This is a genomic window from Streptomyces sp. NPDC058678, assembly GCF_042714835.1.
Taxonomy (GTDB): domain Bacteria; phylum Actinomycetota; class Actinomycetes; order Streptomycetales; family Streptomycetaceae; genus Streptomyces.
The window spans coordinates 16,115-30,442 of record NZ_JBHXSG010000070.1 but is presented as its reverse complement, the minus strand read 5'-3'; the positions used below and the strand labels follow the sequence as shown (position 1 = coordinate 30,442).

The following is a 14,328-nucleotide window of genomic DNA, read 5'->3' as shown; positions in this document are numbered from 1 at the left end:
GGCCCCGTCAGGGACCGGCCTGTCAGGTCAGCCCGGCCTCACTGCAGGCGGCACCCAGTCGGGGCGTACAGATCTGCGGGATCGTGTACACGCCGTCCTTCACCAAGGTGTCCTTGATGTTGTCGACCGTCACGGACACGGGGGCGAGCATGACGGCCGGAACCTCCGCTCCGGTACTGCTCCGCACCTTGTCCGTGGCAACCCGGCTGAGGCTTTCGTCGCGGGCCGCGGCCACGGCCAACGCGGCTCCGGCGGACGCCTCGGGGCCGAAGGGCTTGTAGACGGTCATGTACTGGTCGCCGTCCACAATGCGCCGTACGGCCGCGAGCTCGGCGTCCTGCCCGGTGACGGGGGGCAGCGGATCGACCTTGTTCGCCTTGAGGGCGGAGATGCTGCCGGCGGCGAGGCCGTCGTTGGCGGCGTAGACCCCGTTGATGTTGCCGACGCCGAGGGCCGAGATGGCGCCGGACATGTTCATGTTCGCCGTCTCGGCCCGCCACTGGAGCGTGTCGTACGCCTTGCCGATGCGCACTCTCCCCTCGAGCACGGACAGCGCGCCCTTCTTGAACGACACGGCGTTGGGGTCGATCGGATCGCCGTTCATCATGACGATCTGGCCGTCCCTCACCTTGTCACCCATGGCCTTGAGCAGTGACCTGCCCTGGAGCTTGCCGACCTCCTCACCGTCGAAGGAGACATAGCCCGCGATCGGGCCCTCGGCGAGGCGGTCGTAGGCGATGACCGGGATGTCCGCCTCGTCGGCCTTCCTGACCGTGGCGCCGAGTGATCTGGCGTCGACGGCCACGAGGACGATGGCATCGACCCCCTTGGTGATCATCGAGTTCATCTGTTCCTGCTGGATGGCCACCTCGCCCTTGGCGTTGCTGTGCTCGACCGTGCAGTCGGCGCACAACTCCTTGATCTTCTTTTCGAGCAGGGGTCTGTCCTGCCCCTCCCAACGGGCCGTGGTGGCGTCCGGCAGGAGCAGGCCGATCCTCGGTGCGTCGTCCCCGTCGCCGTCCTTCCCGGCGTCGGGTCCGCAGGCCGCGAGGGCAACGGCCGTGGAGACGGCGGTCATGGCGAGGGCCGCCTCCCGTGTGCAGGCCTTCATGCGGAGGACCTCCTTCGTCGGCTGCCCGTGACCGGCCTTCGACGGGCGTGAGGTCCAACGGCTGCGTCCCGCCGGCCTACGCGAGGTCGGGGCCGTGCCGGCCACGCTTGAGGCGGTACGACAGCCCGCGCTGCGTCGAGTCGGTTCGCCACGCGGGAAGTGGGGCCCGGGCGAACAGTGGTCCGAACCCTCGCGCGCGACGGAGAGCCTGGCCGGCGCGGAGCGGGCGCCCTGGCGGAGTGCCGGAGCCTTCGCCCGGCCGCCCCGGCATCGGCGGTCGGCGGGCTGCCGCGATGCCGAAGCCGAACGTCGGGGCGAAGCGCACCGCGTGGAAGTAGCAAGACGACCACGTCGTCAGTCTGGCACCGGGGGCGGTGATCTGCGAACGCACCGGCGACCTGTGGCCGGTGACCACAGGCGTGGATCTGTCTGTTTCGTTCGCATATGAGACTCTGGTAGGTGGGTGCGTGGGTCTCCCAGCGCGTCGGCACCTGCGCCATGGGCGGGAGGTACGTTGCGGACATGCCTCATGACGGCCGGGCCCGGGCCGGAGTCACCGAGTTGCGGGCAGCCGAGGCCGGCACGGCAGGCACTGGTTCTCCTCAGCCTGCGATGCCGGAGGCCGCCGTGAGCGATCGGGCCCTGACATTCGCCGGCGTGGAGCTGGCAGCGGTGTATGTGCCCGATGCCGAGCACGAAGAGCTTCGGCTGGTGGAGACGGACGGACGGGCGAATCCCCACAACGGAATGCCGGAGGGGGTGCCGGAGCGTCTGCCGCTGTCAGGTGGCTCGCCCGCGGTGCACGCCTTCCACACCGACCGCCCTGTGTGGCTCACTCCCGCTGTCCTCACCTCCTACTTCGATCATGTGCCGACGCCGCCGCGAGCGGAGATGGCGCTCGGCGCGTTGCCCCTCACGTCGGGGGGCAGGCGACTGGGCTGCCTCGTCGTCATGGGAGGGTCCGTGGACGGCTTCGCGGCCGAGCAGCGGCGCTTCCTGGAGCGCTACGCCGAAGTGGTCGCCGAGATGTTGCAGGCCGGGACCGGTCGGCCCGAACCTTTGGCGGTGCTCCGTCCCGCGCTGCGAAGTCTGCGTGTGGGCTCGTTCGTGCTGGTGCCGGACATCGGTCTGATCGAGGCGGACGAGACGCTGCTCGAACTGGTCGGCATCACCCCGGACGACTTCGACGGCAAGGCCGACACCCTGCTCGCGCACGCCTTCCCCGAGGACATGCACGCGCTGATGTCGGTCCTGGAACCGCGAGGCCAGGCATACGGCCGGCGGGAGTTGGAATTCCGGGTCCGGCGCCCTACCGGGGAGATGCGCTGGCTGAGTCTGAGCTGCCGGGTGGCGGAGGGCACCGAAGTCCGGCCGGAGCAGGTGCTGGGCGTGGTGACGGCGACCTCGGTCCTGAGCCGGAGCGCCGATGACGTTTCCAGGATCCAGTGGCTGACTGCGGCGCTCGATGGCGCCGCCACGGTCCGTGACGTCGGCCGAGTGGCCGTCACCGCGCTGCGTGAGCCGCTGGGAGCCGACCGCGTGGCGCTCGCCGAACTGCAGGACGACCGGCTGATGGTCACCGTGCTGGATCCGCCCCAGCCCACCGCCTGGCCGGAGATATGGCGCTCCCAGTGGCATTCGGAATGGCCCGACGCGCCGGTCAGCGTCCTGCCCACCCTGCAGATGGCCCTGCGGGACGGACGCATGGACCTGTGGCCCGCCGGTTCGGCCCTCGAATCCGGACTGGCAGGCATCGGCAGCGGAGGTCTCGCCGTGCTGCCGCTGCCTGCCGAGGGCGGGGTCGCCGGCGTGTGCCTGGTCGGCTGGGACCAGCCGCACGAGTTCGTCCCCGAGGAACGAACCCTGCTGACCGCCACCGCCGCGCTGGTCGGACAAGCCCTCAAGCGGGCGCACGCGCACGACGCGGAGCAGGAACTCGCGACGATGCTCCAGCGCAGTCTGCTGCCCCGACGCCTTCCGGAACTGCCCGGGTGCACGGCCGTGGCACGATATCTGCCCGCCATGCGCGGACTGCAGGTGGGCGGCGACTGGTACGACGTCATCGCCCTGTCCGAGGAGCGGGTCGCGCTGGTCATCGGTGACGTGCAGGGACACAGCGCCGGAGCCGCGACGATCATGGGCCAGATGCGCACCGCGGTCAGGGCGTACGCGGTGGAGGGCCACCCGCCCGACGTGGTCGTGTCCCACGCCAACCGTCTCCTGGTCGGTATGGAGACCGACCTGTTCGCCACCTGTTGCTATGTCGAACTGGACCTGGAGGAGGGCAACACCCTGTTCGTCCGGGCCGGCCACCTCTCGCCGCTGGTGCGCCATCCTGACGGACGTACCGAGGAGGTGCAGGTCGAGGGCGGACTTCCGCTCGGCATCCTCGCGGAGGCGGAGTTCCCCATGACCGCGGTCGCGCTGGAGCCCGGCACGGTGCTCGCCCTGGTCACCGACGGCCTGGTCGAGGCCTCCGACCTGCCCTTGGACGAGGGCATGCGCCGCACGCGCACCGCACTCGCCGCGGTCGATCCGGCGGACCCGGGGCGCATGGCCGACGAACTGCTCGGCGACGTCGGCCGCCGTGAGGACGACGTGGCGCTGTTGCTGCTGCGCTACGACGGCCTGAAGACCCGGCCGATCCGGGCCGACTGGGTGGTGTGGCGGCTGCCCGACGCCGTCATGCACGCCCGCCGTTTCACCGCGCGCACACTGCGCCGCTGGAAGACCGAGGACGCGGCCGACGCGGTGCTCCTGGTCGTGTCCGAGCTGGTCACCAACGCGCTGGTGCACACCCAGGGCCCGGTCCGCGTGGATCTGACGCTGCGCGGTGACCGGGTGCGCGTCAGCGTGAGCGACTCCTCGCCGCGGGCGCCCGCCAAGCCGGTGATCGTGGACTGGGAGTCGACCGGTGGCCGGGGCCTGCTTCTGGTCGAGGCGATGTCGGACTCCTTCGGCTCGATGCCCGTGGCCGGCGGCAAGCAGGTGTGGAGCGAGATCGCCGTGCCGCGCCGCGAGCCCGCACCCGTGGACTCCGATCCCGGGACAGGACGAGAGGTCACGCCGTGAGGACATGTCTCCGGTATGTCGTCGCGGCGCTCCTCGCCGGCCTCCTGACGGTCCCTCTGGCCGCCTGCGGAGGAGACGACGAGGCGGGCGCGGACAGCTTCACCGTCGGCCTGCTGCTGCCCAGCCGAGCGCTCCCGCGCTGGGAGCACTCGGACAAGCCCTTCATCGAGCAGCACCTGAAGAAGCTCTGCCCGGGCTGCACGATGGAGTACGCGAACGCCGAGAACGACGCGACGACGCAGCTGCAACAGATGACCTCCATGATCACCAAGGGGGTCGGGGTCCTGATCCTCGACGCCGCCGACACCAGGGCGCTGCGCTCCTCGATCCGGGAGGCGCAGAAGGCGGGCATCCCCGTCGTCGCCTACGACCGGCTCGCCGAGGGGCCGATCTCCGGCTACGTCAGTTTCGACGGTGTGCAGGTCGGCAAGCTCCAGGGCGAGGCGCTTCTGCAGGCCATGGGTGACGGAGCAGAAGACGAGAACGTCGTCATGATGAACGGCGATCCCACCAGCCCCAATGCGGCGTCCTACCGTGAGGGCGCCCTGTCCGTCCTCAAGGGCAAGGCGAAGATCGCCAGGTCGTACGACACCATCGGCTGGAGCACGGGGAACGCCCACGCCAACATGTCCGCCGCCGTGTCGGCTCTTGGCCCGGACCGGATCGGCGGGGTCCTGGCCGCCAACGACGCCATGGCGGCGGGCGTCATCTCCGCCCTCAAGGGCGCCGGTGTGCGAGAGCTTCCTCCGGTCACCGGCCAGGACGCCGAACTCGCCGCTGTGCGGCGCATCGTCAGAGGCGAGCAGTACATGACGGTGTACAAACCGTTCAGAGCGGAGGCCGCCGCGGCCGCCGCCATGGCTGTCGCCCTGGGACGAGGCAGGGACGCCCGTGACGTCGCCAGCACGGCGACCGACAGTCCCACCACCCAGGACATCCCGTCGGTCCTGCTCACGCCGACCGCGGTGACGGTCGACAACATCAGGCAGACACTCGTCGAGGACGGCGTGTACACCGTCGACCAGATCTGCACCCGGAAACTCCGGCCGGCCTGCGACGAGGCCGGACTCACCCGGTGACGGCGTCTGCCCGGTGCTCGGCTCTGACAGGGCGGTCGCGGGCCGTGTCCGCGGCGTGGTGAAGCCGGACGTCCCGCGTCCCGGGGCCGGTGGAGCGGGCCCGGGACGCGGGACACGGGCGTCACTTGGCCTTGTTGACGAACTCGTCGGTGTAGGTCTTCGACAGGTCGACTGTGTGGCCCTTGACGGTGGGGTCGAAGGCGGAGAGGACCTTGAGGACCGTCGTGGGACCGTCGGAGGGCATCAGGCCGGTCGGCGAGAACATGCCCTTCTCGTTCTGCAGCGCCTTGGTGTAGACGTCCTTGCCGACACCCGCGTAATAGTCCGCCGGCATCTTGTCGGCGATCTGTGCGGCGGTGTGCGTCTGGATCCACTTGAGCGTCTCGACGTAGGCGTTGACGAGCTTCTGCACGGTGGCCGGGTTCTTCTGGACGTACGCGGTGGTCATGTAGAGACAGGACGCCGGGTAGGTGCCGCCCAGCGCCGCCTTCGCACCGGCCGCGGTGCGCATGTCGATCAGCGGTGTGGCCAGCTTCTTCTGCTCCAGCATGGAGATGGTGGGCTCGGTGGTCATGCCGGCGTCGATCTGCTTGTTCTGCATGGCCGCGACGAAGGTGGAGCCCGCGCCCACGGCGACCGAGGTGGCCTTGCCCGGCTTGACCCCGTTCTTGGTCGCCAGGTACTCGGTGAGGAAGTTGGTGGAAGAGCCGAGGCCCGTCACGCCGAGGTGCTTGCCGGAGAAGTCGGCCGGGCTCTTGACGCTCCCGGCCTCGTCGCTGCGGACCATCTCCACCTCGCCGGGTGCCTGGAGCAGCTGGACCACGGACTCGGTGGACTTGCCCTTGGACTGCAGGTCGATGTTGTGGTCGTAGAAGCCGACGACCGCGTCGATCTGGCCGGAGATCATGGCGGTCTCGGCCTCGACTCCGGCGGGTTCGTCGGACAGCTTCACGTCGATGCCCTGCGCCTTGTAGTAGCCGAGCTTCTCGGCCAGCATCACCGGCAGGTAGATCTGCTTGTCCAGGCCGCCGACCATGATTCTGACGGTGGGCGTTCCACCGGAGCCCTTGGCGACCGACTGGGTGCTCGAACCGCCGGCGCAGGCGGACAGGGTGAGGGCCAGGGCCGCGCAGGTGGCGGCGGGGATCAGGGCGTTCTTGGCCAGCTTCATCGCTGGTCTCCTTTGCGGTGTGCGGTGTGCGGTGTGCGGTGTGCGGTGTGCGGGAAGGGGCGAGGGGAGGAGAGGGAGGAGCCGGGTGTGGGTCGGGACGCGCGGTCACAGGCCGCTGTCGGCGGACAGCTGGGTGGGCCGCCAGCGCAGCACCTTCTTCTCGAAGCGGGTGACGAGGAACTCCGCGATCAGGGCGAGGACGGCGATGATCAGGGTTCCGGCGTAGACGCCGTCGGCGTTGAAGTTGCCCTGGGCCTGGGCTATCAGCTGGCCGAGGCCGGCCTGGGCGCCGAGCATCTCGCCGACGATGGCGCCGATGAGCGCGAAGCCGAAGGCCGAGTGGAGGGAGGCGACGATCCACGTCATCGCCGAGGGGAGGACGACCTGGGAGGTCACCCGCCATTCGGAGGCGCCCAGGATGCGGGCGTTGGCGATCAGGTTGCGGTCGACCTCGCGGGTGCCCTGGAAGGCGTTGAAGAAGACCGAGAAGAAGACCAGCACCACGGCGAGCGCGACCTTGCCGGACGGGCCGAGGCCGAACCAGATGATGAACATCGAGCCGAGCACGATGCGCGGGATGGAGTTGGCCGCCTTGATGAACGGAGCCATCACGTCCGCGAGCGCCCGGATGCGGCCCAGGGCGATCCCCAGGACAACGCCGGCGACGGTGCCGATGAGGAAGCCGAGGACGGTCTCCTGCATGGTGACGCCGATGTTGTGCCAGATGGAGCCGAGCGAGGTGCCGTCGGTGAACCAGGTCTTCAACTGGGTGACGACGCCGTCGGGCGATCCGTAGGTGAACTTGTCGAGCGAGCCGCTGGAGGCGCCGAGCTGCCAGCCGCCGAGCACCAGCACGACCAGCCCGACCTGCGCGAGCAGGATGAGCAGCCGGCGGCGGTAGGTGCGGGCCCTGGCGGTGCGGATCAGCGCGGCCTCGTCGGTGGGGAGCGGGGGAGCGGCGGGGCCGGGGTCCCCGTTGATGAGGAGGTCGGTCATCACGGGTCTCCTAGACCGAGGTGGTGGCGGGAGTGGTCTTGGCGCCCGACGTGCGGGCGTAGGCGAGCGTGACCTCGTCGCGAAGGGTCTCCCAGATCTGCTCGTAGATCTCGATGAAGTGCGGGTCGAAGCGGATCTCCTGGACCTGGCGGGGGCGGGGCAGGTCGACGGGGAAGGTGGCCTTGACCGTGCCGGGGCCGACGGTGAGGACCACGACCTTGTCGGCGAGTGCGATGGCCTCCTCCAGGTCGTGGGTGACGAAGACGACGGCCGGGCGGGTCAGTTCCCACAGGGACAGCAGTTCGTCCTGGACGATCTGCCGGGTCTGGACGTCGAGCGCGGAGAACGGCTCGTCCATCAGCAAAATCTCGGGCTCGTTGATCAGCGTCTGGGCCAGCGCCACGCGCTTGCGCATGCCGCCGGACAACTGGTGCGGCAGGCGGTCCTCGAAGCCGGACAGGCCGATCCGGCGCAGCCAGTCACGCGCCTTGGTGACGGCCTCCTTCTTCGGCGTGCCACGGAACTGCGGTCCGGCCGCCACGTTGTCCAGCACCGACTTCCACGGGAAGACCGCGTCGGTCTGGAACATGAAGCCGACCCGCGGGTCGATGCCGGTGACGGCTTCGCCGTGGATCAGGGTCTGGCCCGCGTTCGCCTGCTCCAGGCCGGAGATCAGCGAGAGAGTGGTCGACTTGCCGCAGCCGGTCGGGCCGACCACCGCGCAGAACTCGCCGGGGGCCACCGTCATGTCGAGGTCACGCAGGGCGGTGTAGACACCGCCTGACGGGGTGCGGAACCGCTTGGTCGCCTGGCGCAGCTCGATCGCCGGAGCCGTACCGGTCACTGATTCGGGCACTGCATCGCACCGCCTTCGGAAGATGTCGGAGAAGTACGTTGCGCCGGTGTTTCCGGCGGGTGACGAGAACGTAGGCCCGCGTCCGAGGCGGGGCGAGACTTCCGAAGGTTGCGCGGGTTTCCCACGTTGAATGTGGTTCTGCGCGTTCTGCTCAGTGATCCAGGGGCTGGGCAGAGTGCCCGTGGACAGGCACAATCACGCCACCACGGGTACGGCGCTGGGGCCGGCCCGGAACGAGGCACGACCGGGGCGAACGCACCTGTGATACCCATCCGAATCCGGATCGGCCGCGGCCGGACCGGGAGACTCTCCGCGCGGATCCTGGCCAACCAACTGCTCATCCTCGCGCTCACCGGAGTCGCCGGCTTCGTGCTGTTCGCCGTCGCGCAACGTGCCGAGCTCGACCGCGCCTACGAACAGCGCGCCCTGGCCATCGCACAGACGATGGCCGCCGAACCGCAGATCCAGCAGGCCATGGAGTACGGCGGTGGCGGCGACGTGGTCCAGACCGTCGCCGAGCGGATCCGCAAGGCCTCGGGAGCGTCCTACGTCGTGGTGACCGACCTGCGCGGGGTGCGCCATTCGCACCCGATGCCGTCCCTGATCGGCAAGACCGTGACCGACCCCCTCGCCGCCCGTGACGGACGTCCGCACGTCGGCATCGACGACGGAGCCACCGGACGGTCCGCCAACGGCCAGGCACCGCTGTACGGGCCCACCGGCACGCTGGTCGGCGAGGTGTCGGCCGGCCTGCCCGAGCACGACGTGCTCGGTGAGCTGTGGCGGGAACTGCCCACCTTCGGCCTGTACGCCGCGATCGCCGTCGCGCTCGGCTCGGCGGCCGCGTTGCTGCTGGCCAAACGGCTGAAACGGTCGACGTTCGGACTGGAGCTGGAGGAGATCGCCGGGCTGCTCCAGGACCGCGAGGCGATGCTTCATGGCATCCGCGAGGGCGTCATCGCCTTCGACCCCGACGGCAGAGTCACCGTGGTCAACGACGAGGCCCGCCACCTCCTCGGCCTCGGCACCGCTCTCGGCAGCAGGCTGGAGGACGTCCTGCCGGACGGGCGGCTGCGCCGCGCTCTGGACGGCACCGTGACCGGCACCGACATCAGCGTGCTGACCGACGACCACTGCCTGGTCGTCAACCGCATGCCGGTGGCGCTGCACGGCCGGGAACTGGGCGCCGTGGTCACCGTCCGCGACCGCACCGAACTCGTCGGCCTGCTGCGCGAACTGGACTCGGTGCGCGGCCTGACCGACGCACTGCGCGCCCAGCAGCACGAGTTCACCAACCGCATGCACACGGTGGCCGGACTGCTGGACATCGGCGACCACGACGCCGCCTTCGAGTTTGCCGTCGAGTCGGCCGGCGCCGAGCAGGCGCTGACCGAGTCCGTACGCGGGCGGATCGGCAACCCGCTGATGGTCGGGCTGATCGTGGCCAAGACCACGGTCGGTGCGGAACGCGGGGTGCGGATCGTGCTGAGCGCCGACTCCGCGCTCGGTCAGGACCCGCCGCATCTGCAACGGCTGCTGACCATCGTCGGCAACCTGCTGGACAACGCGATCGACGCCACGGCGGGCGGGCCGCCACCAGTGAGCGGCCGCGAGGTGCGGCTCGCCCTGATCGAGGACATCGACGAGGTGACCGTGCAGGTGGCGGACAGCGGTGCCGGCATCCCGCCGGGCGCCGCCGACGCCATCTTCCAGGACGGCTGGACCACCCGGCCCGACCGGGGCACCGCCCGGCGCGGCCTGGGCCTGGCCATCGTGCACCGGCTGGTGCAGCGCCACGGCGGCACCATCACGGTGACCGAGGGCCCGGGCGCGGTCTTCACCGTCGTGCTGCCCCTGCCGGACGTCGCCCCCGCGACCGAGGGAGCGCTGTTCACCGCATTTCTGCCGGCCGGAGGTGAACGGGGATGATCCGGACCCTGGTGGTGGACGACGACTTCCGGGTGAGCCACATTCACTGCGACTACGTGTCCCGGGTCGAGGGCTTCGAGGTGGTCGGCGAGGCGGCCACCGTGACCGACGCGCTGGAGGCGGTCCGCACGCTCCGCCCCGACCTGGTGCTGCTCGACATCTTCCTGCCGGACGGCAGCGGACTCGACGTGCTGCGACAGCTCAGCGGGGACGAGGGCGGCGACCGTCCCGACGCCATCATGATCACCGCAGACCGGGACATCACCTCGGTGCGGATCGCCATGAAGCTCGGCGCCGTGGGGTACCTGGTCAAACCCTTCGGCTCCGGCGACCTGGCCAAGCGGCTGATGGCCTACCGGGAACTCCAGCACCGCATGGAGGCACTCGGCTCGACCCCGGACACCGACCAGGCAGACGTGGACGCCCTCTTCAGCGCCGCCCACCCGCCCGCCGTCCCCCGCGTCCCGGCCAAGGGTCACTCCGCACCGACCCTCGCCCTCCTGCACCAGATCCTCCGCACCGCCCACAGCGCTCTGTCCGCGGCCGAGGCCGCCGAACTCACCGGCGTCTCCCGCGCAACCGCCCAGCGATACCTGTCGTACCTCGTCAAGGAGGGCCTGGTCCGGCTCGAACTCCGCTACGGGGCCACGGGCCGGCCCGAACACCGCTACCGGATCGCCCACTGACCCTTTACGCCGCACAGGGTGACTCGTGGTCATTGACGGACCCTGGGAAACTCGCGTACCAGAAGCGCCAAAACTCTGGCAAAGGGGTCTGGGGCAACCGCCCGGCACCATGCCATCGTGCCTGCCATGACGACAGTTCACCTCACCCACGACCGGCCGGCGGGCCCCGTACGGCACGCGGCGAGCAAGGTACCGGAGGTGACCGTCTACTTCTGGATCATCAAGGTGCTGACGACCGGCATGGGTGAGACGGCCTCGGACTTCCTGGCCCACTGGCTCGGCCCCGTCCCCGCCGTCGGCCTCGGCGGCCTCGCCTTGGTGGCGGCCCTGACGGCGCAGTTCGCCGCCCGCCGTTACGTGGCCTGGATCTACTGGACGGCGATCGTCGCGATCAGCGTGTTCGGCACGATGGCCGCCGACGTCCTGCACGTCGGCCTCGGCGTGCCGTACGCCCTGTCGACCCCGTTCTTCATGCTCGCGCTGGCCGCCGTCTTCGCCCTCTGGCACCGCACCGAACGCACCCTGTCCATCCACAGCATTCACACCCGGCGCCGCGAGACCTTCTACTGGGCCGCCGTGCTGGCCACGTTCGCGCTGGGCACCGCCTCGGGGGATCTCACCGCCTCCATCGGCCTCGGCTATCCGGGATCCGCCGTCCTGTACGCCGCCGCGATCGCCGTCCCGGCCGTCGCCCACCGCCGGGGCAGCCTGAACGCGGTGACCGCTTTCTGGGCCGCGTACGTCCTCACCCGCCCGCTCGGTGCGTCCATCGCGGACTGGATGGCCGTCAGCCACCACCGAGGCGGACTCAACCTGGGCCTGGGACCGGTCACTCTGTCCTGGACGGTGGCCATCCTCGGCTTCGTCGGCTACCTGGCCGCCTCTCGCAAGGACATCCCCCACGACCTCGTGCGGTGACGTCCGGCACGGTCCCCGGCGCGTGCCCAGGGGGGCCGCCGACCCCTTTGCCGTGCCCGGAGGGCCCTCCCGCTCTCCGAACTGTCCGGCTCGGGCAAAGGGCTGTGTCGTCCTCCCAACGGGGCGTCACGCGCAAGGAGTTGGCCGATGGGTGCACGCCACTCGGCCGCTGCCCTCCGCTCCCGCAAACGGCTCTGCGCTATCGGGGCGTCAACACACGGAACTCGTTGCCGTCGGGATCGGCCAACTCCGCCCAACCGACCCCGCCCTGGCCGGTGTCGATTCGAGTCGCCCCCAGGGAGAGAAGACGGTCGACCTCTGCCTGCCGATCACCGTCAGCAGGTGGGGCGAGGTCGAAATGCAGCCGGTTCCTGCCCGTCTTCGGCGCCACCGGTGGACCACCCCACGTGATCTTCGCACCGCCGAGCGGCGACTGGATCGCGGTCTCCTCATCCTGATCCCAGACCAACGGCCACCCCAGCGCCTCGCTCCAGAAGTACCCCACTTCCTGCGAACCGTCGCAGGCCAGCGCTCCGACGAAGCCGCAGCCGGCGAGGAACTTGTTGCCCGGCCCGATGACGCAGAACTCGTTGCCGTCGGGGTCGGCGAGCACCACGTGACCCTCCTCCGGGCGTTGGCCGACGTCGATGTGCTGTCCGCCAAGCCCCAGCGCCCTGGCCACCGTCTGCTGCTGGTCCGCCAGGGACGTACTCGTCAGATCGAAGTGCATCCGGTTCTGGCCGACCTTCCGCTCCTCGGTCGGAAGGAAACGGATCCGGAATCCCGATTCATCACCGGGCAGGATCAGGACGCCGTCGTGTGGGTCCTCGGCCGTCTCCCGGCCCAGGACCCCGGACCAGAACCGTGCGAGACTCAGCGGCTCGCTCGCATCGAAGCAGACCGCGAACAGTTGACAAGTCATTACCCTGCGTCTCCGATCCACTGACTGACCGCTGTCGACAGGGCGCCTTGTCAGCCCCGAGAACGGCAGCCTACGGGTGAGCCGGTGTCACCCGCAGCCGAGTATTCGGCGGGAGCCGAGACAGGCCGGCCGGACCGGTTCGCGGTACCAGTGGAGGTACCGCGGATCGGCCGAGGACGCTGCCGTTGCCGCCACCCTTGAGGCGGGTCGGCTCAGCGCAAGGTGCGGACGAACACGTCCCCGATCAGATTCGTGTCTTCGGGAACCAGGCCGGGATAGTAGGAGTCGAAGACGGCCGACGACTCGTCCGCGCTCAGTGCGGCTCGCCCCACGGTGACGGGCTTGCCGTCCTCTCCCGGTGACAGCAACTCCTCGTGGCCGGTGCGCAGATCGCGCAGGATCAGCCCCAGCGTCCTGCGGTCCGCGTCCGCCGTGTTCAGGAGCAGCTTCGAGCCGTTGACCGACAGGTCCGACACCAGGGTGAGATCCGCCGGGGAGTGGCCGTCGTACCGCCGGAGGGTGCCGGTGCGCAGATCACGGACGAAGGCGTTCCAGCCGTTGTTCGCGTCGGCTTCCGGGACCAGGTTGGTGGCCTGCGAGTTGAAACCGACCTTGGAGCCGTCGGCGCTGAGCACCGGGGCAATGGCCGACATGTCGGCCGGCGCGTCGTCAGGAGTGCCATCGGCCTGCACGGTCCGTCCGGTCACCCGGTCGTACACCAGGATGTCTCCCTGGTCGCCGGCGGCGGGCCCGGAGTAGCCCTCCAGGTAGGCGACCTTGCGGCCGTCGGCGCTCATGGAGATCTGTTGGCACTGGTGGAAGTTCTTCGATCCGTCCGAGGGCCGGCTGACCCGCCGCACGTGCTGCGTCCGACGGTCCAGGAGCATGACCCGGCAGGAGAACGCGCCGTTCTCGTCGACGGTGGGCCGGGCGACGAAGGCGACGTACCGTCCACTCGCACTGATCGGGGCGATGCCGTACGACACGCGGTAGCCCTCGTCCATCGTCGGCGCCAGGCGTTCGATGCGCCCGGTGTGCAGGTCCATCACCTGCACGGAGGACGTCCCGGTCGCGGCCGAGTACGAGTTGAAGGTCAGGTAGCGCCCCGACTCGGAAAGTTGGGGCGTCGACGTGGTCTCGCCCGGCACCACCACACGTTGCAGCGGTGCGCCGGGAGCCGTGCGGTAGAAGACGCTGTTCCGCACGTCCGTGTCGGTCACCAGATTGGTAGCCGACGACTGGAAGGCCACGACGTGTCCGTCCGCGCTGACCACCGGGTCCACCGAGTGGCCGTTGCCGCCGGTGCCGTCGGGGGCCACACTGATCCGTTCGGTACGCGGGACCTGATCGTCGCTCGCCGCCCCCGCAGGCCAGGCGAGACAGGTGAGGGCGACCGCCAGGGCGGCGGTCATGGAGATGCGTAAGGAAGGTCTCATCAGGTGGTTCCCCCTTCGGCCGGGGACGGGCCGCAGCCGTCCCTCTGTGATCCCGTGCCCCGGCCCTGCGCAGAGGGCTCACGAGGTGCACGCGATGAAAGCGCGCCGCCTGCCAGGGGTCAATGCATCCGTACGGGTGGACCCGATTCCAC

At 70.0% G+C, this 14,328-nt stretch carries 11 protein-coding genes; 5 read left to right on the top strand and 6 right to left on the bottom strand.

The genetic code is table 11. The features are described from left to right. Window positions 1-22: 22 nt before the first annotated feature. On the bottom strand, window positions 23-1,111 hold the full coding sequence (locus tag ACFWWR_RS40200; protein ID WP_383874774.1) for a substrate-binding domain-containing protein: 1,089 nt from the start codon (window positions 1,109-1,111) through the stop codon (window positions 23-25). A gap of 612 nt (window positions 1,112-1,723) precedes the next feature. Here ACFWWR_RS40200 and ACFWWR_RS40195 point away from each other — a divergent pair. Beyond that, window positions 1,724-4,183 (top strand): SpoIIE family protein phosphatase, encoded by a 2,460-nt coding sequence (locus ACFWWR_RS40195; RefSeq protein ID WP_384308823.1) that lies wholly within the window; start codon window positions 1,724-1,726, stop codon window positions 4,181-4,183. Next, window positions 4,180-5,262: a sugar ABC transporter substrate-binding protein gene (locus ACFWWR_RS40190; RefSeq protein ID WP_384308796.1), complete on the top strand. Its 1,083-nt coding sequence runs from the start codon at window positions 4,180-4,182 to the stop codon at window positions 5,260-5,262. The genes ACFWWR_RS40195 and ACFWWR_RS40190 overlap by 4 nt, the downstream gene beginning before the upstream one ends. Before the next feature lie 121 nt (window positions 5,263-5,383). Here ACFWWR_RS40190 and ACFWWR_RS40185 read toward each other — a convergent pair whose 3' ends face one another. The 3 genes from ACFWWR_RS40185 to ACFWWR_RS40175 all read right to left on the bottom strand — a co-directional run bounded on the left by ACFWWR_RS40185 (window position 5,384) and on the right by ACFWWR_RS40175 (window position 8,285). Further along, a complete protein-coding gene (locus ACFWWR_RS40185; RefSeq protein WP_384308794.1) occupies window positions 5,384-6,433 on the bottom strand; it encodes an ABC transporter substrate-binding protein in 1,050 nt (349 codons plus the stop codon). Between the two features lie 105 nt (window positions 6,434-6,538). After that, entirely contained in the window at window positions 6,539-7,429 is an 891-nt protein-coding gene (locus ACFWWR_RS40180; protein ID WP_384308791.1) for an ABC transporter permease, read from the bottom strand. Window positions 7,430-7,439: 10 nt separating this feature from the next. Continuing rightward, a complete protein-coding gene (locus tag ACFWWR_RS40175; RefSeq protein WP_384308788.1) occupies window positions 7,440-8,285 on the bottom strand; it encodes an ABC transporter ATP-binding protein in 846 nt (281 codons plus the stop codon). A gap of 261 nt (window positions 8,286-8,546) precedes the next feature. Between ACFWWR_RS40175 and ACFWWR_RS40170 the strand changes: the two genes are divergently transcribed. From ACFWWR_RS40170 to ACFWWR_RS40160, 3 genes are all read left to right on the top strand, one after another. Next, a complete protein-coding gene (locus ACFWWR_RS40170; RefSeq protein WP_384308785.1) occupies window positions 8,547-10,214 on the top strand; it encodes an ATP-binding protein in 1,668 nt (555 codons plus the stop codon). Continuing rightward, the gene (locus ACFWWR_RS40165; RefSeq protein ID WP_384308782.1) at window positions 10,211-10,900 is read left to right on the top strand and encodes a response regulator; all 690 of its coding nucleotides are present in this window, start codon (window positions 10,211-10,213) and stop codon (window positions 10,898-10,900) included. The genes ACFWWR_RS40170 and ACFWWR_RS40165 overlap by 4 nt, the downstream gene beginning before the upstream one ends. Window positions 10,901-11,026: 126 nt before the next feature. Then, window positions 11,027-11,818, top strand: a complete 792-nt coding sequence (locus ACFWWR_RS40160) for a hypothetical protein (protein ID WP_384308780.1) — start codon at window positions 11,027-11,029, stop codon at window positions 11,816-11,818. 199 nt (window positions 11,819-12,017) lie between these two features. Here the strand turns inward: ACFWWR_RS40160 and ACFWWR_RS40155 are convergent, their stop codons facing one another. Both ACFWWR_RS40155 and ACFWWR_RS40150 read right to left on the bottom strand, forming a co-directional pair. Then, window positions 12,018-12,740 carry a VOC family protein gene (locus tag ACFWWR_RS40155; protein WP_384308778.1) on the bottom strand — a complete coding sequence of 241 codons (723 nt, stop codon included), beginning with the start codon at window positions 12,738-12,740 and terminating at the stop codon, window positions 12,018-12,020. Between the two features lie 212 nt (window positions 12,741-12,952). After that, entirely contained in the window at window positions 12,953-14,176 is a 1,224-nt protein-coding gene (locus tag ACFWWR_RS40150) for a TolB family protein (RefSeq protein ID WP_384308775.1), read from the bottom strand. Between the last annotated feature and the right edge of the window lie 152 nt (window positions 14,177-14,328).